General features: G+C 62.5%; 27 protein-coding genes. 16 read left to right on the plus strand and 11 right to left on the minus strand.

Annotation, left to right across the window (positions count from 1 at the left end):
• Positions 1-5: 5 nt before the first annotated feature.
• The gene (locus tag AAHM40_RS18550; RefSeq protein WP_342245945.1) at positions 6-1,553 is read right to left on the minus strand and encodes an AMP-binding protein; all 1,548 of its coding nucleotides are present in this window, start codon (positions 1,551-1,553) and stop codon (positions 6-8) included.
• Positions 1,554-1,978: 425 nt separating this feature from the next.
• Positions 1,979-2,767 carry an SDR family NAD(P)-dependent oxidoreductase gene (locus tag AAHM40_RS18555; protein WP_342245946.1) on the minus strand — a complete coding sequence of 263 codons (789 nt, stop codon included), beginning with the start codon at positions 2,765-2,767 and terminating at the stop codon, positions 1,979-1,981.
• Between the two features lie 150 nt (positions 2,768-2,917).
• Here AAHM40_RS18555 and AAHM40_RS18560 point away from each other — a divergent pair, with 150 nt between their 5' ends.
• Complete coding sequence (locus AAHM40_RS18560) at positions 2,918-3,805, plus strand: LysR family transcriptional regulator (protein ID WP_342245947.1); 888 nt, start codon at positions 2,918-2,920, stop codon at positions 3,803-3,805.
• A gap of 311 nt (positions 3,806-4,116) precedes the next feature.
• On the opposite strand, the gene AAHM40_RS18565 is transcribed toward AAHM40_RS18560, so the two are convergent.
• Together AAHM40_RS18565 and AAHM40_RS18570 are read right to left on the minus strand one after the other, a co-directional pair.
• Positions 4,117-4,551 carry a GFA family protein gene (locus tag AAHM40_RS18565; protein WP_342245948.1) on the minus strand — a complete coding sequence of 145 codons (435 nt, stop codon included), beginning with the start codon at positions 4,549-4,551 and terminating at the stop codon, positions 4,117-4,119.
• Positions 4,552-4,615: 64 nt separating this feature from the next.
• Positions 4,616-5,557: a carbon-nitrogen hydrolase family protein gene (locus tag AAHM40_RS18570; protein WP_342245949.1), complete on the minus strand. Its 942-nt coding sequence runs from the start codon at positions 5,555-5,557 to the stop codon at positions 4,616-4,618.
• 103 nt (positions 5,558-5,660) lie between these two features.
• On the opposite strand from AAHM40_RS18570, the gene AAHM40_RS18575 reads away from it, so the two are divergent.
• Entirely contained in the window at positions 5,661-6,356 is a 696-nt protein-coding gene (locus AAHM40_RS18575; RefSeq protein WP_342245950.1) for a winged helix-turn-helix transcriptional regulator, read from the plus strand.
• Between the two features lie 177 nt (positions 6,357-6,533).
• Here the strand turns inward: AAHM40_RS18575 and AAHM40_RS18580 are convergent, their stop codons facing one another.
• From AAHM40_RS18580 to AAHM40_RS18610, 7 genes are all read right to left on the minus strand, one after another.
• Positions 6,534-8,099, minus strand: coding sequence for a transglycosylase SLT domain-containing protein (locus tag AAHM40_RS18580; protein WP_342245951.1), 1,566 nt, complete (start codon positions 8,097-8,099; stop codon positions 6,534-6,536).
• A gap of 620 nt (positions 8,100-8,719) precedes the next feature.
• Positions 8,720-9,247 (minus strand): cytochrome C, encoded by a 528-nt coding sequence (locus AAHM40_RS18585; RefSeq protein ID WP_342245952.1) that lies wholly within the window; start codon positions 9,245-9,247, stop codon positions 8,720-8,722.
• Between the two features lie 15 nt (positions 9,248-9,262).
• Positions 9,263-9,784 (minus strand): methylamine dehydrogenase light chain, encoded by a 522-nt coding sequence (locus tag AAHM40_RS18590; RefSeq protein ID WP_342245953.1) that lies wholly within the window; start codon positions 9,782-9,784, stop codon positions 9,263-9,265.
• A 15-nt stretch (positions 9,785-9,799) separates the two neighbouring features.
• The gene (gene mauD, locus AAHM40_RS18595; RefSeq protein ID WP_342245954.1) at positions 9,800-10,411 is read right to left on the minus strand and encodes a methylamine dehydrogenase accessory protein MauD; all 612 of its coding nucleotides are present in this window, start codon (positions 10,409-10,411) and stop codon (positions 9,800-9,802) included.
• 3 nt (positions 10,412-10,414) lie between these two features.
• Positions 10,415-10,954, minus strand: coding sequence for a MauE/DoxX family redox-associated membrane protein (locus AAHM40_RS18600; RefSeq protein WP_342245955.1), 540 nt, complete (start codon positions 10,952-10,954; stop codon positions 10,415-10,417).
• 12 nt (positions 10,955-10,966) lie between these two features.
• A complete protein-coding gene (locus AAHM40_RS18605; protein ID WP_342245956.1) occupies positions 10,967-12,121 on the minus strand; it encodes an amine dehydrogenase large subunit in 1,155 nt (384 codons plus the stop codon).
• Between the two features lie 399 nt (positions 12,122-12,520).
• Positions 12,521-13,141 (minus strand): LysE family translocator, encoded by a 621-nt coding sequence (locus AAHM40_RS18610; RefSeq protein WP_342245957.1) that lies wholly within the window; start codon positions 13,139-13,141, stop codon positions 12,521-12,523.
• A 133-nt stretch (positions 13,142-13,274) separates the two neighbouring features.
• On the opposite strand from AAHM40_RS18610, the gene AAHM40_RS18615 reads away from it, so the two are divergent.
• From AAHM40_RS18615 to yjiA, 14 genes are all read left to right on the plus strand, one after another.
• Entirely contained in the window at positions 13,275-13,721 is a 447-nt protein-coding gene (locus AAHM40_RS18615; RefSeq protein ID WP_342245958.1) for an Lrp/AsnC family transcriptional regulator, read from the plus strand.
• 366 nt (positions 13,722-14,087) lie between these two features.
• Positions 14,088-16,157 carry a putative bifunctional diguanylate cyclase/phosphodiesterase gene (locus AAHM40_RS18620; protein WP_342245959.1) on the plus strand — a complete coding sequence of 690 codons (2,070 nt, stop codon included), beginning with the start codon at positions 14,088-14,090 and terminating at the stop codon, positions 16,155-16,157.
• 74 nt (positions 16,158-16,231) lie between these two features.
• Complete coding sequence (locus tag AAHM40_RS18625) at positions 16,232-16,501, plus strand: metal-sensing transcriptional repressor (RefSeq protein ID WP_028630102.1); 270 nt, start codon at positions 16,232-16,234, stop codon at positions 16,499-16,501.
• Positions 16,502-16,562: 61 nt separating this feature from the next.
• Complete coding sequence (locus AAHM40_RS18630; protein WP_342245973.1) at positions 16,563-17,063, plus strand: YeeE/YedE family protein; 501 nt, start codon at positions 16,563-16,565, stop codon at positions 17,061-17,063.
• A complete protein-coding gene (locus tag AAHM40_RS18635) occupies positions 17,060-17,497 on the plus strand; it encodes a DUF6691 family protein (protein WP_342245960.1) in 438 nt (145 codons plus the stop codon). Before AAHM40_RS18630 ends, AAHM40_RS18635 begins: the two co-directional genes overlap by 4 nt.
• A 25-nt stretch (positions 17,498-17,522) precedes the next feature.
• Positions 17,523-18,386, plus strand: a complete 864-nt coding sequence (locus AAHM40_RS18640) for an MBL fold metallo-hydrolase (RefSeq protein WP_342245961.1) — start codon at positions 17,523-17,525, stop codon at positions 18,384-18,386.
• 123 nt (positions 18,387-18,509) lie between these two features.
• Positions 18,510-18,884 (plus strand): DUF2946 domain-containing protein, encoded by a 375-nt coding sequence (locus AAHM40_RS18645; protein WP_342245962.1) that lies wholly within the window; start codon positions 18,510-18,512, stop codon positions 18,882-18,884.
• Positions 18,885-18,994: 110 nt separating this feature from the next.
• Positions 18,995-21,034 (plus strand): TonB-dependent receptor family protein, encoded by a 2,040-nt coding sequence (locus AAHM40_RS18650; RefSeq protein ID WP_342245963.1) that lies wholly within the window; start codon positions 18,995-18,997, stop codon positions 21,032-21,034.
• 139 nt (positions 21,035-21,173) lie between these two features.
• Positions 21,174-21,374 carry a hypothetical protein gene (locus tag AAHM40_RS18655; RefSeq protein WP_342245964.1) on the plus strand — a complete coding sequence of 67 codons (201 nt, stop codon included), beginning with the start codon at positions 21,174-21,176 and terminating at the stop codon, positions 21,372-21,374.
• A 187-nt stretch (positions 21,375-21,561) separates the two neighbouring features.
• Positions 21,562-22,149, plus strand: coding sequence for a hypothetical protein (locus AAHM40_RS18660; protein ID WP_342245965.1), 588 nt, complete (start codon positions 21,562-21,564; stop codon positions 22,147-22,149).
• A gap of 87 nt (positions 22,150-22,236) precedes the next feature.
• A complete protein-coding gene (locus tag AAHM40_RS18665) occupies positions 22,237-22,854 on the plus strand; it encodes a LysE family translocator (protein ID WP_342245966.1) in 618 nt (205 codons plus the stop codon).
• A gap of 495 nt (positions 22,855-23,349) precedes the next feature.
• Positions 23,350-25,407, plus strand: a complete 2,058-nt coding sequence (locus AAHM40_RS18670) for a carbon starvation CstA family protein (RefSeq protein WP_342245967.1) — start codon at positions 23,350-23,352, stop codon at positions 25,405-25,407.
• 13 nt (positions 25,408-25,420) lie between these two features.
• On the plus strand, positions 25,421-25,624 hold the full coding sequence (locus tag AAHM40_RS18675) for a YbdD/YjiX family protein (protein ID WP_120650776.1): 204 nt from the start codon (positions 25,421-25,423) through the stop codon (positions 25,622-25,624).
• 145 nt (positions 25,625-25,769) lie between these two features.
• On the plus strand, positions 25,770-26,744 hold the full coding sequence (yjiA, locus tag AAHM40_RS18680; RefSeq protein WP_342245968.1) for a GTPase: 975 nt from the start codon (positions 25,770-25,772) through the stop codon (positions 26,742-26,744).
• Positions 26,745-26,878 lie beyond the last annotated feature (134 nt).

Raw genomic sequence — 26,878 nt, forward strand, 5'->3', positions numbered from 1 at the left:
CTCCCTTAGATCCGTCGTTCGCTGTTCAGCCAGTACGCTTCGCGGATCAGGCGGCGCACGACCTTACCGTTGGGGTTTTTCGGCAGCTCCTTGACGAAGTCCACCGCGCGAGGCTTCTTGAAACCCGCCAGGGAACGCCCGCAATGCTCGATGATGGCGTCGGCGCTCAGGCTCTCGCCCGGTTTCAGTACCACCACCGCGCGGACTGCCTCGCCCCACTGCTCGTCGGGTACGCCCACCACCGCCGCCTCGAACACCTCGGGCAGGCTGTAGAGCACTTGCTCAACTTCGGTGGGGTAAATGTTGAAACCGCCGGAAATGATCATTTCCTTCTTGCGGTCAACGATGAACACGTAGCCTCGCTCGTCCACGGTGGCCAGGTCGCCGGTGAGGTAATAGCCGTTGCGCATGACCTCGGCCGTCAGCTCCGGCGCTTGCCAGTAGCCCTTCATGATGTCCGGACCCTTGACCACGATTTCGCCAATCTCGCCGGGACCCACGTCCTCGAAGGCATCGTTCACCACCCGCAGATCGGTCTCGAAGTAGCAGCGGCCGCAGGAGGCCAGGCGGCGTTGGTCGTCGCCCTCGATCAGGTGGTCCTGTTCGGTCAGCACCGTCACCAGGGAGCACGTTTCGCCGGCACCGTAGCCCTGGGCCAGGATCGGTCCGAATACGTCGATGGCGCGCTTCACCAGGGCAGGCGCCATGGGCGCGGCGCCATACATCACCAGGCGCAGGCTGGAGAGGTCGAAACGCTCAACGTCCGGAACATTCACCAGACGGTTGATCATGGCCGGGACCAGGAACAGGCGGGTGACCCGCTCGCGCTGGATGGTCTCCAGCAGCAAATGGTCGTCGTAGCGCTCCAGGAGCAGGTTGCAGGCGCCCACTGCCAGCAGCGGCATGATCTGCATGCCGCTGGCGTGCGTGATCGGGCCCACATGGGCCATCACATCGCCCGGGGTCGCACGGCGGGTGGGGCTGGCGATGCTCTTGCGGATCAGTGCCTTGCGGTTGCCGAAGCTGAGCATGGCGGCCTTGAGTACGCCGGAGCTTCCGGAGGTGTAGTGCAGCACCGCCAGGTCATCGTCGTCCGGCTCACAGTGCACCGGGGCCTCGCGGCCACGCTCCAGCACGTCCGGGTAGCAGGTGTCGCCAGCTTCGTCGTCGAGGGAGATGATCCAGCGCAGGCGTGGCACCTCGCTGCGGCGGGCTTGGAGGGCGGCGGCGAAGCGGCCGTCGGCCAGTACCGCCTGGCTGTGCGAGTCGTCGAGGACCTGGAGGATTTCGTCCAGGGAGAGGCGAGCGTTGATCGGCACCTTGACCATGCCGCATTTGTAGAAGGCGACTTCCGCTTCCACCAACTCCACCCGGTTCAGCGCCAGAATCGCCACATGGTCGCTCTGGGTCAGCCCCAGGGTCTGGAGTCCGGAGGCCAGTCGATTGGTGCGGGCTTCCAGCTGCGCGAACGTGATCCGTTGCCGGCTATCGACAACCGCTTCGTGGTCGGGCCAGTACAGCGCACTCCGACTGATGATCTTTCCTAAGTTCATTTATTGTTCTCATCGGCAGGACAACTGCGCCGATGCTAGTCAAGTGAACTTGGTGGCAACTAATACAACAGTACGATGCTGGCCATAACGATATGGAATAGCTGCACCAGCGCGGCTAAACCGCCCAACTTTCTTGTGGGGGCGCCTTCGGTTGCCCCGGGCTCCGTACCCAATCATCGGAAGCGCACGGCCAACCCCCTCTCCCACTGGGAGAGGGCAGGGGTAAGGGAAATCGATCCTGGCCCGAATGCCAGGGCCCGGTCCTGTGGGGGCGACTTCTGTCGCGAAGAAACAACCCCATAACACCGAGCCCTCAAGTCACAGCACACGCCGCCCAATCGGCACCTTCACCATCTCCACCAATTGGCAGCATCTACGAAACTTGGGGGCGATTCAGTCAGCAAGCAGACGCTTACCGCAACGGATCAAACCATGGTTTGCACCGTTCCACCTTCTGCACGAATCGCCGCACCATTAATCACAGCAGCACGTTCACTTGAGAGGAATGCCACAACGTTTGCGACTTCGGCAGGTTTGGCCAGGCGGTAGAGCAGCGAGGATGGACGATTCTCGGCCATGAACTTCTTCTCTGCCTCAGCATAAGGCAGCCCCGGATTCACAGACTCGATAAAGCCCTTGAGGCTTTCTGTCTCGGTAGGCCCTGGCAGCACAGCGTTGACGGTTACCGAGGTGCCCTTGGTTAACTCCGCCAGGCTACGGGAGATTGACAACTGAGTAGCCTTGCTCGCGCTGTAGTGGGCCATCGCAGCCATAGGAGTCAGCGCTACTTCGCTGGAGATGAAGATCACCCGACCATGGCCGCGCTCCAGCATGCCCTTCAGGTAGGTGCGGGCCAACCGCACCCCACTCCAGACGTTGGTCTCAAACATGCGCTGCCAGTCTTCATCACTTGTGCTGAAAAAGTCGCTCAGCTCGTAGGTGCCCAAGTTGTTGATTAGGATATCAATATGCGGATAAGCAGCCGCAGCAATCGCCTCACCACCGGCCTGACTGACATCTGCCACCAGGGGGAGGGCGCGCCCTTCGCCAAAGCGCTTGTTCAACTCACTGACGCGCTGCGCCACACCGGCCTCGCTTCGTCCGTTAATGATTACGCGAGCCCCGTCCTCCAACAGTTGCATTGCAATCGCCGAGCCGATGCCTGCGGTGGAGGCGCTTACCAGTGCAATTTTGCCTGCTAGATCAAGGTTCATAACATTCTCCAGCGAGTAGATTGAGGGGCGGATCAATCCGCTGCGAAGAAGTATGAGGAGCTTTGAATGCATTGATTAGCGCATGCAATGGAATATCATTAGGGAATTAAATTCATATATAGGCCGATCATGGACAGTCGCAGCGGTGAGATGCTGGTATTCAGCAAGGTCGTCGAAACCGGCAGTTTCTCAGCGGCAGGGAAGCTTCTGAATCTAACGCCTTCTGCGATAAGCAAGCTCATCACCCGGCTCGAAGAGCGTTTAGGTGTGCGCCTATTCGAGCGTTCCACACGACAGCTGGTAATCAGTGGTGAGGGCGCCCGTTTCTACGATAGTTGCGTCCGCATACTCAACGACATCGAAGAGGCAGAGCATGACGCTATCGGCTCATCTGTGGCTCCCAGTGGCCTCTTGCGAATCAATACCTCAGTGCCTTTCGGCACGCACCAGCTCCTACCTATTATCAGTGCCTTCAACCTTTTGTATCCCGACATCACGCTCGATCTGTCGCTGACAGACGCCCTGGTAGATCTTAAGCGTGAGCGCATCGATGTAGCGATACGCATGGGGCCGCTGGACGACGCCAGCTTCCGGGCACGCATATTGGGGAGCAGCCGCCGTGCAGTCGTGGCCTCACCGGCGTATCTGGCTCGCCATGGTGTACCGAGAACACCGGGCGAGCTGGAGCATCACCGCTGTTTCAATTTCAACTTCCGCCGATCCCGTGATGAGTGGCCGTTCAAGCTGAACCAGCAAACCCAGTACCTGGCGGTTCGCGGCGATATCTTGACCAACAATGGCGAAACCATGCGTCAGTTGACAATCAATGGATTGGGGATTAGTCGGCTAGGAATGTTTCATATCGCAGAGGATCTTAAGGCGGGCCGGCTTGTCGAACTGCTCGCTGATTTCAATGCTGGCGACGTTGAGGAGATCCACGCAATCTTCAACAATCAGCGCTACATGCCTCAGCGAGTAAGGGTCTTTATCGACTTCCTGGTTGAGCGAATCGGGCCGTTGTTGGGCTCTCTTGGCTAAAAACGGAAGGTTGCAGCCTTGGGCGGGACGACCACTCTCGGCCAATTGCAGCCATTCACGTCAGGATGCTTTCAACCCAAAGCGACCCGTCGCAGCGTCTAGAAAACCGGGTGTGACTCACTGAGTGTTTCCTGAAGCCTGTGACGGTTCTTTGGCTGATTCCATTGCACAACCTGGTCCAGATATCGAGGTCGCTGGGAGGCTTGCGTTGCAGCTTCATTTGTTCAAAGCCTAGCTGTATGACATTGCCGAACAAGTGGCAATTGGCGTAATCAAGCCAGGTCGGATCGCCTTACGCTACAGTGCTAGCGCTATTCGTCCACGCTGACACCCGATCCCCCTAATTCATTGGGGACATCCTTCAGCTTGGGCAACCCATCTTTGATACGCAGCCTGGTCTCCTGATAGTGGACATGAACGCCTGGCGAATACGCGAGATCCGGAATGACAGCGGCATACACGTCGATGAGCTCCATTCCAGGGTGTTCGGTGAAGAGGTGCCCGCCGCAATTCTTGCACCATTTGCGATAACTCTGCGGTGTCTTGTTGTAGGTGCCAATGTTTTCAGCGCCCCGAGTTATCTGCACCGCCTCGGGCTTCCAAAGCGTGAAGGCATTGACCGGCGCTGCTGACCAATGTCGACAGGACTCGCAATGGCAATAACCCATTGCAGTCGGCTCACCGCTGACGATGAACTCGACCGCACCGCAAAAACAACTGCCTTTATAAGACCTTTGAATGCTCATGGAGTAACTCCTTCATTACGTATACCGCCGAAGTTGAGATGGATCGCCTGAGCAATGGTCAATTTCACCTGTCGATATAGCGCACCGCCGTCGCCGGCGTGCGTCGCACCTGCAGTTCGAAAATGTCAGGGCGCGCATAGTGCCCAGTGACGTCGATCGCCCGCCGTGCTGGCGCCACGAGTGAGACGTCGATGTCCGCATACAGAATGCCTGCCTCTCGGTGTAATGGACCGGCTATGATCCGGCCTTGAGGGTTGACCACCACCGAGTCGCCGTCGTTGATCCACTCTTGCAGATCGGGAAACAGTTGCACGCGAGCCGGAAAGTCATCGGGAATGTCGCTACCGCGCAGCGCGGTGCCACTGCCGAGCACCCAGCATCGGCCTTCGAGTGCAATGTGACGCATCGTGCTGATCCAGCCCTCGCCGCTGTCGTACGTGGGGGCGACGTAGATTTCCACTCCCTGGGCGTACAACGAATAGCGCGCCAAGGGCATGTAATTTTCCCAGCAAATGAGCGTACCAATGCGCCCGACGGGTGTATTGACCGTACGCAACCCTGACGCATCACCGAACCCATGGACCATACGCTCGGGGTTCGTTGGCATTAGCTTGCGATGTCGGTTGAGCACGTCGCCGTTCGCACCGATGACGACTACGCTGTTATAGAGCGTGCCACCTCCATTACTCCGCTCGCATTCATTGATGCCACATACAATTGTCACGGTGTGAGCGCGGGCGGCCTCGCACAACTCGTTCAGGTCACCGTTTGCGATATCAACGGCGTTGGCCAACAGACCTGTGTGCAACTGACCCATTACGGCCCCGTCTTTTCCCGCCGCCAGCCGCCAGATCCACGACGGATAGCCTGGAATAAACGATTCGGGCAAAACTACCAACGTGGCTCCCGCTGCCGCCGCCTCAGCGACCGATTGCACGGCTACGGCGATAGTCGCGCTACGATCGAGCAGCACTGGCGGCCGCTGAATGATGGCTATCTTGGTCATGGCGTTCTCCTGAGGCGGTGGCTTTCGCAGGTTTCAGCGTGCACCTGGCGAAGTCGCTGGCCTAGTTCAGAATCTGAAGTGTTGCAGTTGCGGAGTACAGGCGATGGATGAAAGCTATGGTCAGTTCTGCACGGTCGCGCGCGGTGCTGAAGCACTGTGCGAACGCTGGACGCCTTTGGTGGTGCGCGAGCTGCTATGCGGCAGCAAACGCTTTAATGAACTGCATCGTGGCGTACCACGGATGTCCACCAGCTTGCTGGCACAGCGGCTTCGCCACTTGGAAGATATCGGTGTGGTACATCGCACAGCCGCAGGCAAAGTCTGGGAGTACAGCCTGACTGAGGCAGGCGAGGATTTGCGTCCCATCATAATGGCGCTAGGCGATTGGGGCGCGCGCTGGATAGGGAGTCGGCTTCGCGATAACGAACTCGACGCGGGCCTGCTCATGTGGGATGTGCGTCGGTTCGTGCGCATCGAGATGTTCCCGTCCCGGTCAGTGGTCATTCACTTCAGGTTCCGCGACGCGCGCTCCGGTGAGCAAGAGTGGTGGCTTGTGGTCGAACATGGTGTGGCAGATCTGTGCCGCGACGACCCCGGACGCGAGCTCACGCTCGTCGTGGACTCTAGCGTGCGCGCGTTGACCGAGGTGTGGACTGGCGACCGCACACCAAGGGAGGTTCTTCAGTCGCGAGAGTTGCGTATAGACGGCGCTATGCAGGATGCGGAAAGCTTGTGGCGCTGGCTTGGTACGAGTGCGTTCGCTGGTACGCGGAGCGCGGCAATCCAGTCTTTGCAATAGCCATCGAGCAAGTGAGCATTCGACCGTCCGCTATTGGCCGGTTGTTGCCGGTCGTGACAGGCCGAAGTGACCCAAAGCGGAAGAACTTGCATCAATGAGCAGAAGTTCAGCATTTGAGCCATCCGACGTGCGTTGTCATACCCGAATCGAGCGATTTTTCTTCCATTCCTTGCGGACTTAGCGCGCCTCCTCGATCTCACCCTTCAGCTGTTTGGCGGCTTCCTCCTTCGCCGTCCTGGCTTCGATGAGCAATTTGTAGGCAATGTAGTACTTGTAGATGTTACTCACGTAGGTCACTGTCTCCGCGCCGATTTTCTCGGCGGCAACATACTCCACGTTGTGAAACCAGACATTTGGGTCCAGGCCACGATTGGCCGCTTCCTTGCGAAGCTTCGAAATCCGGCCCGCGCCAGCGTTATAGGAAGCGAAGGCGAACAGCGCCTTGTCCAGCTTGGTCATGGGTTCCTTGCCGTAGTACTGATCGATCATCCAGCGCATGTACTTGATGCCAGCATGGATGTTCGGCTCCACTTTCGAAATGTCGCCTACAGAGAGTTCCTTTCCGGTAGCGGGCATGACCTGCATCACACCAATCGCGCCGACCTTGCTCTTGACGGCCTGATTGAGCTGAGACTCCTGGTACCCCTGGGCTGCCATCAGCAACCAGTCCACATCATACTGGTCGCCGTATTTTTGAAAGAACTGAATCAGGGTGAAGAATTTCTGGCGTTCGGACTCTGAAGCCGCATCCTTCACATACTTTGCGTTCTTCAAATAACGCGCCAGGATAATGTTCCCCACTGTAGTCCCCTGGTTATGGCGAGCCACGAAATCGTTGGTGGCAGCCAGAAGTTGCGGACTGTCTTTGCGGATCGCCCAAGCAACATCACCGCCGGTGCGCACGGCGACATTTTCATGCACCGTGATCTTGGTGAAGACCTGCTTCCAGAAGTCCGCCTTGTGCTTGTCCACGATGATGATCGGAATCAATCCGGCGTTGAGCATCTCAATCAGATCCTCGTCCTCCAGGTTCTCCGGCGCCAATTTGAGAATCACGGCAGCCTTCTTCTCGGTGGCGAAGCGCCGGTTGAGGGCCATCAGGCTTTGGTAATAGCTGGAGGATTGGCGAACGAAGACTACCTTTCCCGCTAGCTCATCCACGCTGGACACTGGGGGAGAGGCTGGACCGGTCAGCACCACTTCGCTGGCGTTTCGATACAGTGGCACGGAAAAGTCAACTTGTTTCTGGCGATCTTCAGTCACGGTGATGTTGGACGCCGCAATGTCGCCTTTACCGGCAACCAGCGCCTCCAGCAGGTCGCCCCGCGCGACCGGAACAAAGACTATCCGGACCTTGAGATGTTTATGCTTGAGCTTGTTTTCCTTAGCTAGTTTCTTATTGAGATCCTCCTCGAACAGACGAAAAATCTCATAGGCCGCGCCGCGCTGAACACCCTTGTCAACAAAATAGAATGTCTTGCTATAGACGGTCAGGACTCGAATGGTCCCGCGCTGGATCATCCCATCGAGATCGCCTTTCCACGGGTTCATCACCTCTTGGGGCGAGATCGTGAGTTCCTCGCGCTGTGATGGCGCCTGGGGGGAGGGTTTTGCGTCGGCCGCAGCATGGACTGGGCCGACAAACAGCGCGATCGTGAGGGCCGCAATCGCAATCGCGGCCAGCCCGGAGTCGGTTGGCGAACAACATGGATGCCATGTTTGCAGGGAGTGATTCCAAAACATAGTCTGCGCTCCACAAGCTGCGTTGTTCGCATCCGCCCCTACTGCTCCATTCCCAGATACAGCAGTGGCACGCCGGCCACGAACTCCACGCTAGAAGCACATTTCGAAGTCTAGTCGAGTGATGGCAGAGTGCTTGGTTTAAGAGATCAATTCCCGAAAACGGTTGGTGCTCAACTCGCTACTGACACAGATTGCGGCGTGCCTCATACGATCCGATGGCCGGTTTGTGAACAAAGACCGAGCGCCTTTTGATGGCGATTGCGGCAACTACCAGAAGCTTGGCGACTATGGGCGGTATAAAAATGGTACAGAAAAGAGTGGGCGGTTTTACAAACCCTGTAGATCAATAGCTTTGAGGCGAGCATGTCCAATCCATCACCGAAGAGATGATGATTCTAGATCGTGACCGGCAAAAACCGGCCGATAGCAGTACTACATGCCCCCACCTACGCACTTCAAAGCCGGGAAACCGACAACGATGTGCTTTGGCCGTCCAAGCCGACACCGCTTGCAGGCCCGTCCGTTGGGTTTCGCTTCGCTCTACGCCAACCTACGTAGCTTTTTCTCGCGCACAAAAAAAGCCCGCCATGAAGGCGGGCGCAAGCCGTCCAGCATAAAACTCAGTAGGCGTCGTCCATGCCGTCGTCGATGGCGATGCCTTGTTCGCGCATTTGTTTGATCAGGCCTGCGCGGGTGTCGGGCAGGTTGAGCAGGGCGACTTTGCGGACTGCGGCCACTTCGGCCTCGGTGTAGGGCTGGTAGTTGTCGGGCACGCTCTTGCCGGCCATGCCGTCCTTGCGCATCAGCCAGTTGAGCAGGTCGGCCAGTTGGGCGTTGTTCAGCGCCGACTGGGACATGCCCGGCACGCGCACGAGGAATTCGCGGCCGCCTTCCACTTTGAGGAAGTTGCCGACGAAGTCTTTCATCTTCGGCGTGTCGTTGGCCTTCGAGCCGGTGCCGTCACCCAGGTGGCAGCCAGCGCATTGCAGCTGGTAGTTGGTCGGGGTGCTGTAACCGGCCTGGGCGATGGGCGTCTGCGGCGCTTCGTTGCCCGGGGCGTGCTTCTGGTTGGGGTTGGGGATGGCGCGGGCCATGGCGTGGGGGGCTGCCATGGCGCATACCAGTCCGGCGATCAATAGCAAACGCATGGCAGCCCTCCGCCGTCAGATCGCGACGCCGCGAATCACGGACACGGTGCAGTGGTAGATGTGCGACTTGGCGGCCAGGCACCAGTTCACGTCGTTGTTGTTGAACGGTCGGTACATCGGCTCTTCGCTGTCGTTGCGGGTGCAGGCGCACTGGGCGCAGCTGTGCTTACCGCAGCAGTCGTTGTAGGAAATGATGTAGTCCTTGCCGTCGGCCGGGTTGCGGCAGGTGCCGATCCAGGTCACCTGGGAGGCTTCGGTGCCCGGCGGGCAGGAGGTCACCGAGCCGCCGCAGCACGCGCAGAGGAAGCCATCGACGGAGCAGTAGCGCCAGTAGTCGCAACTGTTGGGGTCACCCGGATCGCCGGCCTTCGGGTCGTCGGCGGCCAGGGCCTTGCTGGTGCGGTCGATGGGCAGCAGCACCGGCAGGGCGGCACCGGCGACCATCAGCGAGCCCAGGCGGGCGAGGAGTTTGCGGCGCGAGGTGGTGTCAGCGACGTGGCGCGTGGAGCGCTCGAACAGGCGGTCTAGCAGTTTCATGGAGAGCTCCCTTCCTCAGTGGTTGTGTGCGCCGTGGGCGTGCGAGTGGTTGTGCAGGTACTGCTGCAGGGTGGCGCTGCCCAGGTGTTCGGCTTCGAACAGGCTGTCCAGGTGCTCGCGGGAATTCACCAGGCCCTTGGAGCGCAGGATGCCTGCGTTGTCGATCAGCGCGGCGTAGGGGAGCTTGCCGATCTGGTAGGTCATGCCGACTTCCGGGCCGACCACGTAGGTGGCGTCTTCCAGCTTGTGCTCGGCGATCAGCGCCTTCTGGGCATCCATGTCGCCGTCGCTGACGTAGATCACGTCGAGGCGGTCGGCCTGGTCCTTGGCGATGGACTTGATGGCCGGCAGCAGGGATTTGCAGATCGGGCAGGTGGGCGAGAGGAAGAACAGCAGTTGGGCTTTCTCGCCGGCGTAGCCGAAGTTGACCGGGCGGCCATTACGGTCGGCGGCGGTGACTTTGGGTGCGGGTTCGTTGACGGCCACGCCTTTGTCGACCATCAGCGCGCCGGCCGGCGCCAGGCGGCCGTGGAGTACGCCAATCTGGCGAACCAGGCCCATCACGGCGAAGGCCAGGGCAATCAAGAGGCACCAGAGCAGGACGTTGGAAACGATCAGGGCTTCCATAATTCACCTTCCAATAAGTTTGAGCAGACGGGGAGCGTTGGCCATCAGGCCATCGGCAGCGGCATAGATGAGCAGGGCAACGGCGCTGGAGGCGATCACGACGAAGCTGTCGAAAAGGCCCAGCTCGCGGCTGAGGGGGGCGAGGCTGGCGATCAGCGCCAGGCCCACCAGTACGGCGTTGCGCGCAAGCAGCACCGGACGGATCGGCTGGGCCTGTTCGGGGCCGGCGCAACCGCAGTCGATGTCGCGGCGGCCGCGCCACAGGTTGATCGCGATGGCCCCGGCGTAGCCGGCCAGTAAGGCGGCGGCGACCAGTGCGGCAACCGGGCGGCTGGCAGGTACCAGCAGGGCGAAGGCCACGGCCACTTCGATGAAGGGCAGTACCCGTGCCACCGGGCGAACCAGGCCGCGCGGCAGCAACTGGTAATCCTCCACCTGGTTGGCGAAGCGCGCCGGCGCACGCAGTTTGTGGGTCGCTGCGCTGGCGAGGATCACCGCGACCGCGAGGGCGGCGGCGATGACGAAGATAGGATCAGGTTGCATGGCTGCACCTCGTCAGTGGCTGAGAACCTGGGTCGCGGTCTTGTGGATGCGTTCCATGGTGCCGGTGTGCTTGCCGCTCTTGAGGTCGAAGACTTCCAGGCCTCCCGCGATGTTGGTGCCCAGCAGCAGGGGGTTCTCGTCGCTGGTGGCGTGCAGGCTCCAGATCGGGTTAGGCGCTTCCAGGGTGCCGATGCGCTTGTGGGTCTTGAGGTCATAGACCCAGACGAAGGGGCTCGGGTCTTCCCACTTCATCGGCTCATGGGCGTCATGCATCAGCACATAGAGGCGGTTCAGCTTGGGCGCGACGGTGATCAGCTGCCAGCCGCCCGGTGCCCAGCCGGCCTTCTTCTCGGCGGCGTCGCTGACCAGGTCCCAGGCCTCGAGGATTTTCGGCGACTTGCCGGAGAAGTCCACGCCACGCACGGTGCCGGTGGTGGTGACGAAGTAGTAGGTGTCACCCACGGCGTAGGCGCGCTCCACCAGTTTCTCGGCGTTGGGGTCGAAGAAGGCGGTGTGGGTGCGGGCGATTTCCTTGCCTTCGTCGTTCAGCGTCACCAGCTGCAGGTTGCCGTCGCCACACAAGGAGGCGAAGGAACGCTTGCCCACCGGGTAGTTGAGTACGCAGCCGGGGATGGCGATTTCGGTGGTGACGGCTTTCGCCTTGACGTCGACCACGGTCACCGAGGTGGACGGGGTGAAGTTGTAGACGTAGACGAAGCGGTCATCCGCGCTGGTGCCCAGGGCATAGCGCTGGGTCAGGGTTTCCGCGCGCTTGGTGGGGATCAGCACTTCCCAGGACGGCGACAGGTTGCTGGTGTCCCAGGCGGTCAGCACGTCGGTGCGGGTGCCGCGGGTACCACGGGAGTAGAACAGGTCGGCGGTGTACAGCAGCTTGCCGTCGCGGCTCAGGGTAGAGGGCGCGGCAAAGCCGGTGCTCACCATGCCGAGCATTTTCTTCTTCTCCGGGTCGACTACGGTCACGCGGCCGGCGACGAAGCTCTCGAACTCCACGTCGACGATATAGGCGCGGTGCGGTTCCGGTGGGAAGGGCAAGGTGGTCTGGCCGATGCCTGGATCAGCCGGCAACTCGGCACTTGCGTTGCTGAGGCCGATGAGCGAGACGCCCAGGGCCAGCGTTGATTGGGCGAGGATCCTGGTTATTCGCATAGGGGCGGCTCCCTGAATTATTGGTCTTTATCGCGGGTGCAGGGCAGAAATCTGCAGTCCTAGTCTGCCTCTGGCTGCCGGCGGGGAGCTTGTTGTCCGTGCCAACCCCTTGTGTGCCTGTGCCATTTCTTTTGGCAGGCTGCCAATGCTTTGGAGAACGCGTCAGAAAGCATAGACCCGGAGGGGGACGAGCTGAGGGAGGGCAGCTTTGCTGCTGGAAATCGGATCTGGGGACAGCTGCGCTGCCTTGGCTGTGCCTGTGACAAGCGAGATATCCGGCTGGCAGGACGAAGTTCGTGGCATGGGTCGTGCGGCGTCCCGTGAGCTTGCGTTACCCATCAGGCTGGTCTGCATGGGTATCGCAAGCTCCACCCATCCTGCGTCGCTGCAGGGGCGGATTCACCCGGCGACTACCCGCACCAGCTGCCAGGCGGCGAAGCCCAGCAGGAAAACCCCGGCCGTGCGGTCGATCCATTGCATGGCGCCCACGCCCAGTCGATGGCGGATTGTGGATACGCCAAGGCTCAGGGCCAGCCACCAGAGCGCCGAGCCGCAGAACACGCCGAGGACCATCACCAGGCCGTCCGCGCCGGAGAGGGCCTCGCCGCCAGACAAGGTGGCGAAGATGGCGACGAAGGAAAGGATGGTCAGCGGGTTGCTGAGTGTCAGCACGAACACCGAAGCGAAGGCCGGCAGTGCGCGGACGGGGTCGCCTGTGCTGGCGGCGCGCTCGGATGGTACGGCGCGCAGCATCTTCACGCCCATCCAGGCCAGGAACAGGGCGCCGGCCAGGGCGAGCGGGGTGGCCAGCGCAACAAAGGCGCGAGTAATGGCGCCAATGCCGAAGGCGCCCAGGGCGCCGTAGCAGGCATCCGCCGCTGCCGCGCCCAGGCCGCTGATGAAGCCAATGCGCGCGCCGTGGCCCAGGGTGCGCTGGATGCACAAGAGGCCGATGGGGCCGACCGGGGCGGCGATAGACAGGCCGATGAGGGTGGATTTGAGAAACAGCAGGGCTTCCATGCGCAGGCTCCGGAGGCAGTGGACATGGCGAATATTCTGCGCTGCACTGCATTGGGTCTGAATACAGGGATTGCGGTAGTTTTGACTGATTACCTGAATATTTAACGAGATACGGCGGAGAGGCCTTATTAATATGGAGCTTGATGCAAAGTCCTGGAAAATCCTGCAAGTCGTGCAGCGCGAAGGACGTATTTCCCTGACCGACCTGGCCTCGCGGGTATCGCTGTCCCTGCCGGCGACTTCCGAGCGCCTCAAGCGCCTGGAGGAGGCCGGAGTGATCGAGGCTTACCGTGCCACGGTTTCGCCAGAGGAGGCCGGCTACCAGGTGATGGCGCTGATCGGCATGACCACCCCCCAGCCGGAAAAGGCGCGGCTGATCGCCCAGTTGCAGCAGATGCCGGAGGTACTGGAGTGCCTGCACGTCACCGGGCAGGACTCCTTCATCCTGCGCGTGGTGACCCGCGATATCCGCCACCTGGAACGGTTCGTCGGCAGCATCAACCACTTCGGCGAGACCCGTACCTCCATCGTGATGTCGGCCCCCATTCCCCTGCGCGGAGTAGAACCGCCGCGCGACTGAACCCAGGTATAGAAGCGCCGGATGGGTGACAAAACCTTGTAGGGGCGATTTCAATCGCTATGTCTGCGTTAGCTGTTGCGAGAAATTTCCCATTCGGCCAATAGCCTTGTAGGAGCTGCCTGCAACACGCCATGCAGACATAGCCATTTCAATCGCCAAGGGCGGCGAAGCTGCCCCCCGGTCATGAAGCCCGGACCTGCGGCGCGGTTGGCGAATGAAATCGCCCCCACAGATGGAGTAATCCATCTTCTTGGCTCGAATGGCGGCAATCTGCCATACGGTCTCACTGCCCATTCCGAGTTTGTTTAGAATGCGTCCCGTTTTGCCGTCCGTTCTGGGGCGGCTCTTTCGAATGAAAGGTTCTTCATGCTCACCGGCAGCTATGACTATTCCCTTGTTCTCATTTCCCTGCTGGTAGCCATCCTGGCGTCCTATACGGCGCTGGACCTGGCCGGGCGGGTAGCCCATAGCCAGGGACGTGGTGCGGTGCTGTGGATCGCAGGCGGTGCCGTGGCCATGGGCATTGGCATCTGGTCCATGCACTTCATCGGCATGCTCGCCTTCAGACTGCCCATTGCGCTGGGCTACGACCTGCCGTTGACCCTGCTGTCCCTGCTGATTGCCGTGCTGGTATCCGGTTTCGCCCTGTGGCTGGTGAGCCAACCCGAGCAGCCCCTCTGGCAGTTGCTCTGTGGCGCCGTGACCATGGGCGCTGGAATCAGCTCCATGCACTACCTGGGCATGCACGCCATGCGCATGGTGCCGGGTATCGACTACGACCCCGGCCTGTTCTACCTCTCCCTGGCCATCGCCGTTGCCGCCTCTGGTGCGGCGCTGTGGATCGCCTTCCACCTGCGCCACGACACCCCCTATGTGCGCCTGGCGCGGGCGGGGGCGGCCCTGGTGATGGGCGTGGCCATTGTCGGCATGCACTACACCGGTATGGCGGCGGCGAACTTCCCCCTGGGCAGCATCTGCGGCGCAGCCGTTGCCGGCCTCGACAGCCGCTGGCTGGCCAGCCTGGTGATAGCGATCACCCTGGCGATCCTGGCCATCGCCCTGCTGACCTCGGTGCTGGATGCCCGCCTGGAGGCGCGCACCGCCCAGCTCGCCAGCTCCCTGGAGCGTGCCAACCAGGAGCTGACCCACCTGGCCCTGCACGACAACCTCACCAAGCTGCCCAATCGCACGTTGCTGGAGGACCGCATCGACCAGGCGATCCACAAGGTCAATTGCAATGGCGGATGCTTCGGCCTGCTGTTCATGGACCTGGATGGCTTCAAGCCGGTCAACGACGCCTTCGGCCACCATGTGGGCGACCTGTTGCTGCGGGACGTGGCCCAGCGTCTGCGCGAACACCTGCGCGCCGAGGACACCCTGGCGCGCATCGGCGGTGACGAATTCGTGCTGCTGGCCAGCCTCGGCGAGCCGAATGACGCAGTGACCCTAGCCAGCCAGCTCGTCGCCCTTGTGGGCAGTGCCTTCGAGGTGGGTGGCCAGGAGCTTCGGGTGTCCACCAGCGTCGGCATTGCCCTCTATCCCGGCGACGGTGCCACCCGCGAAGAGCTACTGATGAATGCTGACGCGGCCATGTACCACGCCAAGGGCGCGGGCAAGAACGGCTACAGCTTCTTTGAACAGTCGATGAACACCAACGCCCGCAACCACCTGCAGCTGCTCCACGACCTGCGCCAGGCGCTGGATGCCGGTGAGCTGGTGCTGCACTACCAGCCCAAGTTCGCGGCCGGTGGAGGTCGCCGGGTGATCGGCGCCGAGGCGCTGCTGCGCTGGCAGCACCCACGCCGGGGTCTGCTGATGCCGGACCAGTTCATCGGACTGGCGGAGAAAACCGGTCTGATCATTCCCATTGGTAACTGGGTGCTGGATGAAGCCTGCCGGCAGATGAGCCAGTGGTACGCCGAAGGTCGACGCGACTGGCGGGTGGCGGTCAACCTGTCGGCCCTGCAGTTCTGCCACGCCGGGCTGATCGGCAGTGTGCAGGCGGCCTTGCAACGCTATGCGCTGCCGGCCAATTGCCTGACCCTGGAGATCACCGAAACCACCGCCATGCAGGACGCCGACACCAGCCTGGACATCCTCGGTCGACTGGCGGAAATGGGCGTGGACCTGTCCATAGACGACTTCGGCACCGGCTACTCCAGCCTGCTTTACCTCAAGCGGTTGCCGGCCAACGAGCTGAAGATTGACCGGGGCTTCGTCCGCGACCTGGAGCGCGACAGCGATGACGCGGCGATCATTTCCGCCATCGTCGCCCTCGGCCAGGCGCTGGACCTTCGCATCGTTGCCGAAGGGGTGGAGACCGAGTCCCAGCAGGCGTTCCTCACCGGTCTTGGTTGCGATTCGTTGCAGGGTTTCCTGTTTGGCAAGCCCGTTCCTGCGGATCAATTCATGGTCGGGGCCGAGGCGCTGGCCTGAAGGAGAGCGGTGCACATGCCGAGCCGTTGCGCTAACTTTATACCCCCCGGGGTAATCGCCAGTAGAGACCGCCAATGACCAACGAAGTGGTGGCCGCCCATCAGGACGCCATGCTCAAGCGCCTGGCCCGCGTTGAAGGACAGATTCGCGGCCTGCAGGCGATGATCCGTCGTGGCGACGACTGTGAAGCTATCGCCCAACAGTTCAGCGCCTCGCGCAAGGCGCTCGACCGTGCCTACCAGCAGATGCTGATGTGTCTGCTGGAAGAGGCCATGCTCGACCCGGAGCAGGACGCTGGCGACACCCTCGAGCGCGTTCGCGCCATCTTCACCAAGTACACCTGAGTTTTCCTGGCGGCGTTAGCGGCCGGTCGCATTGGGTTTCGAGCGTCTGGATCATATACCCCTGGGGGTATATGATCGCGCCACCTGTAACCGTTCGGCCGACGAGGCCAGGAGTCCCCCGATGACAATTGACTGGCTCTCTTTTACGCCCTGGAGCGCCCTGGCTGGTGGCGCGCTGATCGGCCTGTCCGCCAGCCTGTTCATCCTCGCCAATGGCCGCATCGCCGGCATCAGCGGACTGCTCGGCAGTCTGCTTGAGCGCGCCGGTGATGGCCTGGGCGAGAAGGCCCTGTTCCTCTTCGGCCTGTTGTTGGCACCGGTGGTCTGGACGGCAATCTCGGGGGCGCCGCCGGTACGGATCGACGCGGGTTGGCTGGCGCTGCTGGCTGCCGGCCTGCTGGTGGGGGTGGGTACCCGCTACGGTTCCGGCTGCACCAGTGGCCATGGCGTCTGCGGACTGGCGCGCCTGTCGCCGCGCTCGCTGGTGGCGACCCTGGCCTTCATGGCGATGGGGTTCCTCACCACCTACGTGATGCGACACCTGATTGGAGGTGGTCTGTGAGCAAGCTCAGTGCTTTTCTCGCCGGCCTGATATTCGGTCTGGGCCTACTGCTCGCCGGCATGGCCGACCCGGCCAAAGTGCTCGCCTTCCTCGATCTGGCCGGCGCCTGGGACCCGTCCCTGGCCCTGGTGATGGCCGGTGCCATCGCCGTTGCGTTGCCGGCCTTCAGCCTTGCCAGGCGACTGCCGGAGTCCTGGCTGGGGCAGCCGATGCAACTGCCCGCCAAGCGTGGTCCTGATCGCCGGCTGATTGGCGGCAGCCTGATGTTCGGTGCGGGCTGGGGCATCGCCGGCATCTGCCCGGGCCCGGCTGTGGCGCTACTGCTGACCGGTCATTGGCAGGCCTGGATGTTTTTCCTGGCAATGCTGGGCGGGATGCTCCTTTACGCAGGCCTGGAGGGTGGGTACAGGCGGCCGAGCCGGAAACTAAGCTGAAGAAACCAGGATTGGAGCTCGTACCATGAAACCGCGTGTGGAAGCTTTCTTCGACCCGGCGACTTGTTCCTACAGCTACGCCGCCAGCGATCCGGCTAGCGGTCACTGCGCCATCATCGACCCGGTGCTGGACTACTGCGCCGCCAGTGGTCGCACGTCCCATGCCGGGGCCGAGCGCATCGCCGCTTACGTGCGGGAACAGGGTCTGACGGTCGATTGGCTGCTGGAAACCCACGTCCATGCCGACCACCTTTCGGCGGCGGCCTGGCTCAAGCAGGAGCTCGGAGGGCGCCTGGCCATCGGTGGGCTGATCACCCAGGTGCAACAGCGCTTCGGCGCGCTGTTCAACGCCGGAAAGGACTTCGCCACCGACGGTCGCCAGTTCGACCGCCTGCTGCAAGACGGTGACCGTCTGGCCATCGGCGAGCTTGAGCTCCTCGCCCTCCATACGCCGGGCCATACCCCGGCCTGCATGACCTACCTGATCGGGGACGCCGCGTTTATCGGCGACACCCTGTTCATGCCCGACTACGGTACCGCCCGCTGCGATTTCCCAGGAGGCGACGCCCGTTCCCTGTACCGTTCCATCCAGCGACTGTTCGCGCTGCCGGATGAAACCCGATTGTTCCTCTGCCATGACTACAAGGCGCCGGGCCGCGACGAATACTGCTGCGAAACGACGGTGGCCGAGCAGCGCGCTGGAAACGTCCATGCCCATGACAGCATCGACGAAGACGCCTTCGTCGCCATGCGCATCGCACGGGACGCCACCCTGGCCATGCCGGCGCTGATCCTGCCGGCGGTGCAGGTGAACATGCGCGCCGGCCAATTGCCGCCGGCCGAAGACAATGGCATTCGTTACTTGAAGATTCCGCTGGACGCGCTCTGAGGGCCTTATTTGGGGGGGGCGAATTCATTCGCTAGTGCTGCGGGAGGCGGGGATTCCTGCGGCAATCCACCACAGAGCCTTCCTGCTTTCAGCCTTGAAAGCCCGATGCTAGAGTCGCCGCCCATGAACCTGGCCAGCCAAGACCGCTCGCTGATTGCCTGGATGCTCTATGCCTGCGTCCTGCTCAATCTGTTCGCCTGCGGTTTGCATCATGGGCAGGCAATGGGGCTGCAGTTGAGCGGTATCGGCGGGCAGTTCTGCTCCGTCGGCAGCGACAGCGGTCCCGCTCTCGATGGCGGTATCGGCGGCGCCTCCGCCAGCCTCTGGTCCAACCTCTTCAGTTGCCCCTTCTGCGCCGGCGTCACCCTCAGCGTCGCCATCCTCTTCGGGCTTGCCTGGCTGTTCCGTCCGGGCACGGTCCGTCTCCTTCCGTACGAGCGGCGCAGCAAGGCGCCACCGCGACACGCCTGGCCTCCGGCCAACCCCCGCGCTCCCTAGCGGTGTTCTTTCCGGCCGCCGCGCCCCTTGGCGCGGCGCCATCCCGTGCCTGTCCGTCCGCCAGGCCGACCAAAAGAACAACGCCGAACACTGATCTTTGGGAGTGCACCATGCACAACACCTCCATGCTGAGCCTGCTCGCCCTTGCCGTGAGCCTTGCCAACCTTGCCCATGCCGAGCATGTGGAACTGGACAACACCCTGGTGAAAGGGGAGTACCGCAAGGACCCCACCGCCCCGACCATCGCCGAGAAGAAGGAAGAGTTCTCCCGCATCCCCGGCGGCGCCGGGGTGGTGGACGCGGAAACCTACAAGACCGGTCGCAGCAGCACCCTGCAGGACGCCCTGGGGATGGCGACCGGCGTGTTCATCCAGCCGCGCTTCGGTGCCGAGGAGGCGCGTCTGTCGATCCGTGGCTCGGGCCTGCAGCGCACCTTCCATGGTCGCGGCCTGCTGCTGATGCAGGACGGCGCGCCGGTGAACCTGGCCGACGGCAGCTTCGACTTCCAGACCATCGAGCCGCTGGCAACCGACCACATTGAAGTGCTGCGCGGCGCCAATGCCTGGCGTTATGGCGCGGCCAACCTCGGCGGGGCGATCAACTTCGTCAGCCCCACCGGCAAGACCGCGCCGCCGGCGACCCTGCGCGCCGAGGGCGGGAGCTTCGGCTATGAGCGCCTGTATGGCGCCTTCGCCCAGGACTTCGGCAACTGGGACGGCTTCGTCAGCCTTAACGGCTACAACCAGGACGGCTACCGCGACCACTCGCGGCAGGAGAACCAGCGCTACTTCGCCAACCTCGGCGGGCTGATCAACGAGGACCTGGCGACCCGTTTCTACTTCACCCATGTGGAAACCGACTCCGACCTGCCGGGCAGCCTGACCAAGGCGCAGATGCGCCGCGATCCAGAGCAGGCTTCTGCCAACAGCATCAGCGGGGACCAGCAGCGTGATTTCGACCTCAATCGCGTTGGCAATATCACCGCCCTGCAACTTGGCGGCGGCCACAGCCTGGAGCTGGCCACCTTCTACAGCGAGAAGAGCCTGTTCCACCCGATCTTCCAGGTGCTCGACATCGACAGCGAGGACTACGGCGCACGCCTCTCGCACAAGTGGCAGAACGACGAGGGCTGGCGCTGGACCGGCGGCGTCGAGACGAACCACGGCCGCAACTGGGACTCGCGCTATGTGAACGTCGGTGGCGAGAAGGGCCGTAAGGTCAACGAGTTGCACCAGACCGCACGTAACGTCAATGCGTTCGGCGAACTGGAAATACCCCTGGCCGAGCGCCTGGCGCTGATTGGCGGCGCGGCCTGGCTGCACCAGGAGCGTGACGTCGATGACCGCCTGCGCTGCAATGCCTTCGTGACCGCGGTGTGCGTGCGCCAGGATGAGTCTTTCAACAAGCGCTACACCGGCCGCCTCGGCCGGGTTGGCCTGCGCTATGAACTGAACGAGGAAGTGGTGCTGTTCACCAACTTCAGTCAGAGCTTCGAGCCGCCGACCTTCAGCGAGCTCACCGGTGGCCAGGTGATCACCGCCAACGACGCGCAGAAGGCCAACACCCTCGAGGCGGGGATGCGCTGGCAGCGTGATGATGTTGACCTCGACCTGGCCGTATACCGCAGCGAAATCCGCGACGAACTGCTGGCGCTCAACGACGGCAATGGCCAGCCGCTGGGCACCATCAACGCCGACCGCACCATCCACCAAGGCATAGAGCTGGGCGGCGCATGGACCCTTGGCCAGTTCGTGCTGCGCGGCCAGTACCTGCTCAACGACTTCCGTTTCGATGGCGATGACGTCTATGGCGACAACCGCCTGGCCGGTCTGCCGCGCCAGTTCATCAAGGGCGAAGCGCTGTGGCAGCGTGAAGGCTGGTACGCCGGCCCGACCTTCGAGTGGGTGCCCAACCACTACAACGTCGACCAGGCAGAAACCCTCTATGCCGACGGTTACTCCATTTGGGGGCTGAAAGGGGGTTACCGTCCGGCGGAGGGCTTCGGCTTCTTCGTCGAGGGCCGCAATCTCTCGGACAAGACCTATGCCGCCACCACCGGCGTGATCGCCGATGCCCACGGCCTGGACAGCGCCCAGTTCATGCCGGGCGATGGTCGTAGCGTCTACGTCGGCCTGGAGTGGCGGATGTGACGGCGGCGCAGGGAAGCCTCGCCCCCCCTGCGCCTGGCTGAAGGGCGGTTTTCCTCCGATGTAAGGCCTGGGCTTTCTCGCAGGGGCACATACCCTTGAGGTTAAGGCCCCAACTGCCCAAGGGCCGGGAGCAGCCCCTATGAGCAGTCGTGCGTTCTCCCGCGTTCGCCGCCATCGCCGTTGGCCACTGACAGGCGCCTGCCTCTGGCTGTTCCTGATGACCCTGCTGGGGGCCGAGCTGGCCGGTGGTGACCTGCGGGGCACCTTCCCCGACGAGGGGCATGGCCAGGGCCAGGGCAGGGGACGGACGGAAAGGGGGCACGAGGGCACGGGCCTATAATGGCCAGTGCAGTACTTCCAGGGTTCAAGCCCCCCCGCCATCCAGCTTTTCGCGCTCGTGCCAACTCTGACGGACGGTCGGGCCCGCGCGGCCCCACCATTGCGACAAGGGTATTCGGCCTGGCGCCATTCTCCGTTCAGCGACCACCCGCCCCACCCAGGGCGGGTGCCTGACAGGAGCTGCAGTCATGAAAAGAACAATTGCGCTATCCATCCCCGTATTGCTGCTTGTCGGCGCTCTGGTCTCCACGGCGTTGGCGGAGGACGATCTGCTGCGCTTCAAGGGCGGTATCGGTGTGTCGCCCCTGTCCAGCGGCCAGGGCACTGAAGCCATCGCCACCGTGGTCAACCGCAACATCGTGCGCGGGGTGCAACCGGCCGGGCAGATCTGGCTGATCCGCAGCTTTGATGCGCGGCTCAGTATTGCCGGGGCTTTCCGGGCTGAGGGGCGTGGACTGATCCTGGGCGGCGGCAACAACATCGGCAGGGCCACCGGGCAGTCCGTCTTCGCCACCCTGTTCTGCGGCAGTGTGGCGCCTTTCACGGAAAGCAGCACCGACCTGCTGGGTGTGCCGCTGGACGAGGAAGGTGACTTCAGGATCAACGATATCTTCAACCCCGTGCCGCCGAACCCCTGCGACAGTCCGGTGCTGCTGATCCGCAATGCCGCCAATGCGAGCTGGTTCGCAGCGGGCATTCCGCGGAGCAACGACCGGGTGGATGAGCCTGACGACGAACCGCCGATGGGCGATGTGCCCATGCCGGCTGCGCCTTGAGGTCTTGAGCGGCTGACCATCGCTGATGATCCAGCCTCCCGATATACTCGCCGGCATCTTCCCCAACCGATACGACAGGAGGGTGCCGTGGACTACCTCGGTGCGTTGCTGGCCATCTCTGGCGTACTGATGCTGAGCGTCGTCAGCCCCGGACCCAATTTCGCCATCGTTACTTCCACGGCGACCCTGCGTTCCCGTCGTGCCGGCGTCGCCACCGGGCTGGGTCTGGCGGCTGCCTCCGCCACCTGGGCACTGCTGGCCGTGGCCGGCCTGGGGCTGATCGTGTCGCAGGTGGAATGGCTCTACCTCGGCATCAAGCTGGCCGGTGCCGCCTACCTGATCTGGCTCGGCAGCCGGATGATCCTCGGGGCGCGCAAGCCCCCGGTTGCCACGCCTGAGGCCCTTGAGTCCGGCGTTTTCGCTGCCGCCCGCAAGGGCTACCTGGTCAGCATGACCAACCCCAAGGCGCTGGCCTTCTACGGCAGCATTTTCGCCGTGATGGTCCCGGTCCATGTGCCGGTCTGGTTCCATGCAGCCATCGTCGTCATCGCCGCCGGATTCTCCGGCCTTTGGTACTGCAGCATGGCACTGCTTTTCTCCAGCCCCGCAGTACGCGGCGGCTTCATGCGCTTCAAGGCGGTGTTCGAGACCCTGATGGGCGTGTTCCTGCTGGGCCTGGGCGGACGGTTGCTGCTCAGTCGCTGAATTTCTTTCTGCGGGGAGAATTCATTCGAGATTGAAATCGCTCCCACCCGCACATTTTTGCACTGAGCAGTTCCGTAGGATGCGGTGGAGCGGAGCGATACCCATCAGGGCGGGTATCGATGAGGCCGAAGGGCGAACCTGCGATCCGCATGGCGATTGAAATGGCTCTGTCTGCATTACGTGTTGCGGGCAGCTGCGTTGCCCGTAGGAGCTGGCTTGCCAGCGAATGGCCCCGTTTCGCTGGCAAGCCAGCTCCTACAAGGCTCTTGGCCTCTCGCAATAGCTAACGCAGACATGGCGATTGAAAACGTCCCCACAGGAATGTCCGGTGCCCTGAGAAGGGGCATGCTGGCTACGTAGTATTACGTAGTCGTGCTTCGTAGTTGTGCGAATGTCTCCGCGGGCTCAAGGCGCCGATAGTGTCCGCTGCCCCTATCCGGGCATAAACAACAACAAAAGCCGCCGCAGGTAAACCCAGCGGCAGGAGACAATTCAATGACTCAACTGGCTACCCGAATCGCCTGGTTCGCCGTTGCCCTGCTGGGCGCAGTTGCGCTCGGTACTGTGGCGCTGCGCCGGGGCGAAGCCATCAACGCCCTCTGGATCGTTACTGCTGCAACCGCGATCTACCTGATTGCCTACCGCTACTACAGCCTGTTCATCGCCAACAAGGTGATGCAGCTGGACCCCTCCCGTGCAACACCTGCGGTGCTCAACAACGATGGTCTGGACTACGTTCCGACCAACAAGCACATCCTCTTTGGTCACCACTTCGCCGCCATCGCCGGCGCCGGCCCGCTGGTGGGGCCGGTACTCGCCGCACAGATGGGCTACCTGCCCGGCACGCTCTGGCTGATCGCCGGCGTGGTCCTGGCGGGTGCGGTGCAGGACTTCATGGTGCTGTTCCTCTCCACGCGTCGTAACGGCCGTTCGCTGGGTGACATGGTTCGCGAGGAGATGGGCCGTATTCCGGGCACCATCGCCCTGTTCGGCTGCTTCCTGATCATGATCATCATCCTTGCGGTGCTGGCGCTGATCGTGGTGAAAGCCCTGGCCGAAAGCCCGTGGGGCATGTTCACCGTGATGGCGACCATCCCGATCGCGGTGTTCATGGGCGTCTACATGCGCTACATCCGCCCGGGCCGCATCGGCGAAATTTCCGCCATTGGCGTGGTGCTGCTGCTGGTATCCATCTGGCTCGGCGGCATCGTGGCTGCCGACCCGGTCTGGGGTCCGGCCTTCACCTTCACCGGCGTGCAGATCACCTGGATGCTGATCGGCTACGGCTTCGTCGCCGCCGTGCTGCCGGTGTGGCTGATCCTCGCTCCGCGTGACTACCTGTCGACCTTCCTGAAAATCGGCACCATCGTTGGTCTGGCCATCGGCATCCTGGTTCTCGCGCCGGAGCTGAAAATGCCGGCCCTGACCCAGTTCGTCGACGGCACCGGACCGGTGTGGAAGGGCACCCTGTTCCCGTTCCTGTTCATTACCATCGCCTGTGGTGCGGTATCCGGTTTCCACGCGCTGATCAGCTCCGGTACCACGCCCAAGCTGCTGGCCAACGAAACCCACGCCCGCTACATCGGTTACGGCGGCATGCTGATGGAGTCCTTCGTCGCCATCATGGCCATGGTTGCTGCTTCGGTGATCGAGCCGGGCGTGTACTTTGCCATGAACAGCCCGGCCGCCCTGGTGGGCAGCGACGTGAACACCGTTGCCGCCACCGTCAGCAGTTGGGGTTTCGCCATCACCCCGGAAGTGCTGCAGCAGACCGCGACCGACATCGGTGAGCACAGCATCCTGGCGCGTGCCGGCGGTGCGCCGACCCTGGCCGTGGGTATCGCGCAGATTCTTCACCAGGTGCTGCCGGGTGAGAACACCATGGCCTTCTGGTACCACTTCGCGATTCTCTTCGAAGCGCTGTTCATCCTCACTGCCGTGGATGCCGGTACCCGTGCTGGTCGCTTCATGCTGCAGGACCTGCTGGGCAACTTCGTACCGGCCCTGAAGAAGACCGAATCCTGGACCGCCAACGTCATCGCCACCGCCGGTTGCGTGGCCCTCTGGGGCTGGCTGCTGTATCAGGGCGTGATCGATCCGCTGGGTGGCATCAACACCCTGTGGCCGCTGTTCGGTATCTCCAACCAGATGCTGGCCGGTATCGCCCTGATGTTGGGCTGCGTGGTGCTGATCAAGATGAAGCGCCAGCGCTACGTCTGGGTCACCCTGGTGCCGGCTGTGTGGCTGCTGATCTGCACCACCACCGCAGGCCTGATCAAGCTGCTCGACCCGAACCCGGCCGTCGGCTTCCTGGCCCTGGCCAAGAAGTACAGCGATGCCGCCAACGCCGGCCAGATCCTGGCCCCGGCCAAGGACATGGATCAGATGCAGCATGTGATCTTCAACGCCTACACGAATGCCGGGCTGACCGTACTGTTCCTCTTCGTGGTGATGAGCGTCCTGTTCTTCGCCATCAAGGTTGGGCGCAGTGCCTGGATGAAGTCCGAGCGCAGCGACAAGGAATCCCCCTTCCAGCCGATTCCGGACGCTTGAGGAGACCGCGAGCATGTTCAATGACCTCGGCCGCATGGGTAAGTACCTCGGGCAGGCCGCGCGCATGCTCGTGGGCATGCCCGACTACGACAACTATGTCGAGCACATGCAGAACAAGCACCCGGACAAACCGGTGATGAGTTACGAGGAGTTCTTCCGCGAGCGGCAGGACGCCCGCTACGGCGGCGGCAAGGGACGGCCCATACGCTGCTGTTGAAGTTTTGATGCGTTAACCTGAGCGCCACGCCTGTCGTGGCGCTTTTTACTTGTAGGAGCGAGCTTGCTCGCGAACGGTTTTGCCCGGGCTTTTCGCGAGCAAGCTCGCTCCTACGGGTTCGCTCCTGATTCCGAGGAAACCCCCGATGTCTGCCCATCTCCCTATTCCCGTCACCGTGCTCAGCGGCTTTCTTGGTGCCGGCAAGACCACCCTGCTGAAACACATCCTCAAGGCCGATCACGGCCTGAAGATCGCCGTGATCGAAAACGAGTTCAGCGAGACACCCATCGACGGCCAGTTGCTGGGCAATGAGCCGGTGCAGGTGATGACCCTGGCCAATGGCTGCGTCTGCTGCTCCATCCACGTCGAGCTGGAGAAGGCGCTGTTCCTCCTGCTGGAGCGGCTGGATGCCGGCGAGCTGGCGTTCGACCGCCTGGTGATCGAATGCACCGGCCTGGCTGATCCGGCGCCGGTGGCGCAGACCTTCTTCGCCGATGAAGAGCTGTGCGAGCGCTATGTGCTGGACGGCATCATCACCCTGGTGGACGCGGTGAACGCTGAGCGCCATCTGCAGGAAACCATGGCCCAGGCCCAGGTGGGTTTTGCCGACCGTATCCTGGTGAGCAAGCGCGACCTGGTGGACGAAGCCCACTTCGGCGCCCTTTGCCAGCGCCTCTCGCGCATCAACCGCCGCGCGCCGATCCGCGTGGTGGACCACGGCCGCATCGACCTGGCTGAACTGCTGGACGTACGTGGCTTCAACCTCAACGCCGATGTTGGCCCGGCAATGACCCTTCGCCCCCTCGTGCCGGCCGGTACGCCGGATCGCATCGGCACCCTGGTGTTGAAAAGCGAGCGGCCGCTGGACATCGACCAGCTCAGTGCCTTCATGGAGCAACTGCTGGAAGAGCATGGCAATTCCATGCTGCGCTACAAGGGCGTGCTGTCCATCGCCGGCGAAGAACGTCGCCTGGTGTTCCAGGGCGTGCTGCGGCTCTACGGCTTCGACTGGGACCGCGAGTGGCAGGCTGGGGAAGCGCGCGAGAGCGTGATGGTCTTCATCGGCGATCAGTTGCCGGAAGAGCAGATTCGCGCGGGGTTCGAAGCGGCGCAGGTGTGAGCCCGCAATCGCGAACCTGTAGGGGCGAATTCATTCGCCCCTACAAGGCCTCAAGCAAGCTTGTGGCGCGTGTTACCAGAGCGGCAGCACGTAGCTGAGGATCAGGCGGTTCTCGTCGATGTCGTTGGTGAAGT

This window comes from Pseudomonas sp. OTU5201, assembly GCF_038440135.1.
In the GTDB taxonomy this organism is placed as follows: domain Bacteria; phylum Pseudomonadota; class Gammaproteobacteria; order Pseudomonadales; family Pseudomonadaceae; genus Metapseudomonas; species Metapseudomonas resinovorans.

What these genes read in the sequence shown, in the direction of transcription:
- AAHM40_RS18605 (WP_342245956.1), bottom strand. Translation starts at nt 12,121, where the DNA reads ATGCGAATAACCAGGATCCTCGCCCAATCAACGCTGGCCCTGGGCGTC.
- AAHM40_RS18560 (WP_342245947.1), top strand. Translation starts at nt 2,918, where the DNA reads ATGCTGGTATTCAGCAAGGTCGTCGAAACCGGCAGTTTCTCAGCGGCA.
- AAHM40_RS18580 (WP_342245951.1), bottom strand. Translation starts at nt 8,099, where the DNA reads ATGTTTTGGAATCACTCCCTGCAAACATGGCATCCATGTTGTTCGCCA.
- AAHM40_RS18640 (WP_342245961.1), top strand. Translation starts at nt 17,523, where the DNA reads ATGAAACCGCGTGTGGAAGCTTTCTTCGACCCGGCGACTTGTTCCTAC.
- AAHM40_RS18575 (WP_342245950.1), top strand. Translation starts at nt 5,661, where the DNA reads ATGGATGAAAGCTATGGTCAGTTCTGCACGGTCGCGCGCGGTGCTGAA.
- AAHM40_RS18675 (WP_120650776.1), top strand. Translation starts at nt 25,421, where the DNA reads ATGTTCAATGACCTCGGCCGCATGGGTAAGTACCTCGGGCAGGCCGCG.
- AAHM40_RS18655 (WP_342245964.1), top strand. Translation starts at nt 21,174, where the DNA reads ATGAGCAGTCGTGCGTTCTCCCGCGTTCGCCGCCATCGCCGTTGGCCA.
- AAHM40_RS18590 (WP_342245953.1), bottom strand. Translation starts at nt 9,784, where the DNA reads ATGAAACTGCTAGACCGCCTGTTCGAGCGCTCCACGCGCCACGTCGCT.
- AAHM40_RS18620 (WP_342245959.1), top strand. Translation starts at nt 14,088, where the DNA reads ATGCTCACCGGCAGCTATGACTATTCCCTTGTTCTCATTTCCCTGCTG.
- AAHM40_RS18565 (WP_342245948.1), bottom strand. Translation starts at nt 4,551, where the DNA reads ATGAGCATTCAAAGGTCTTATAAAGGCAGTTGTTTTTGCGGTGCGGTC.
- AAHM40_RS18660 (WP_342245965.1), top strand. Translation starts at nt 21,562, where the DNA reads ATGAAAAGAACAATTGCGCTATCCATCCCCGTATTGCTGCTTGTCGGC.
- AAHM40_RS18615 (WP_342245958.1), top strand. Translation starts at nt 13,275, where the DNA reads ATGGAGCTTGATGCAAAGTCCTGGAAAATCCTGCAAGTCGTGCAGCGC.
- AAHM40_RS18600 (WP_342245955.1), bottom strand. Translation starts at nt 10,954, where the DNA reads ATGCAACCTGATCCTATCTTCGTCATCGCCGCCGCCCTCGCGGTCGCG.
- AAHM40_RS18650 (WP_342245963.1), top strand. Translation starts at nt 18,995, where the DNA reads ATGCACAACACCTCCATGCTGAGCCTGCTCGCCCTTGCCGTGAGCCTT.
- AAHM40_RS18625 (WP_028630102.1), top strand. Translation starts at nt 16,232, where the DNA reads ATGACCAACGAAGTGGTGGCCGCCCATCAGGACGCCATGCTCAAGCGC.
- yjiA (WP_342245968.1), top strand. Translation starts at nt 25,770, where the DNA reads ATGTCTGCCCATCTCCCTATTCCCGTCACCGTGCTCAGCGGCTTTCTT.
- AAHM40_RS18610 (WP_342245957.1), bottom strand. Translation starts at nt 13,141, where the DNA reads ATGGAAGCCCTGCTGTTTCTCAAATCCACCCTCATCGGCCTGTCTATC.
- AAHM40_RS18555 (WP_342245946.1), bottom strand. Translation starts at nt 2,767, where the DNA reads ATGAACCTTGATCTAGCAGGCAAAATTGCACTGGTAAGCGCCTCCACC.
- mauD (WP_342245954.1), bottom strand. Translation starts at nt 10,411, where the DNA reads ATGGAAGCCCTGATCGTTTCCAACGTCCTGCTCTGGTGCCTCTTGATT.
- AAHM40_RS18585 (WP_342245952.1), bottom strand. Translation starts at nt 9,247, where the DNA reads ATGCGTTTGCTATTGATCGCCGGACTGGTATGCGCCATGGCAGCCCCC.
- AAHM40_RS18645 (WP_342245962.1), top strand. Translation starts at nt 18,510, where the DNA reads ATGAACCTGGCCAGCCAAGACCGCTCGCTGATTGCCTGGATGCTCTAT.
- AAHM40_RS18550 (WP_342245945.1), bottom strand. Translation starts at nt 1,553, where the DNA reads ATGAACTTAGGAAAGATCATCAGTCGGAGTGCGCTGTACTGGCCCGAC.
- AAHM40_RS18670 (WP_342245967.1), top strand. Translation starts at nt 23,350, where the DNA reads ATGACTCAACTGGCTACCCGAATCGCCTGGTTCGCCGTTGCCCTGCTG.
- AAHM40_RS18570 (WP_342245949.1), bottom strand. Translation starts at nt 5,557, where the DNA reads ATGACCAAGATAGCCATCATTCAGCGGCCGCCAGTGCTGCTCGATCGT.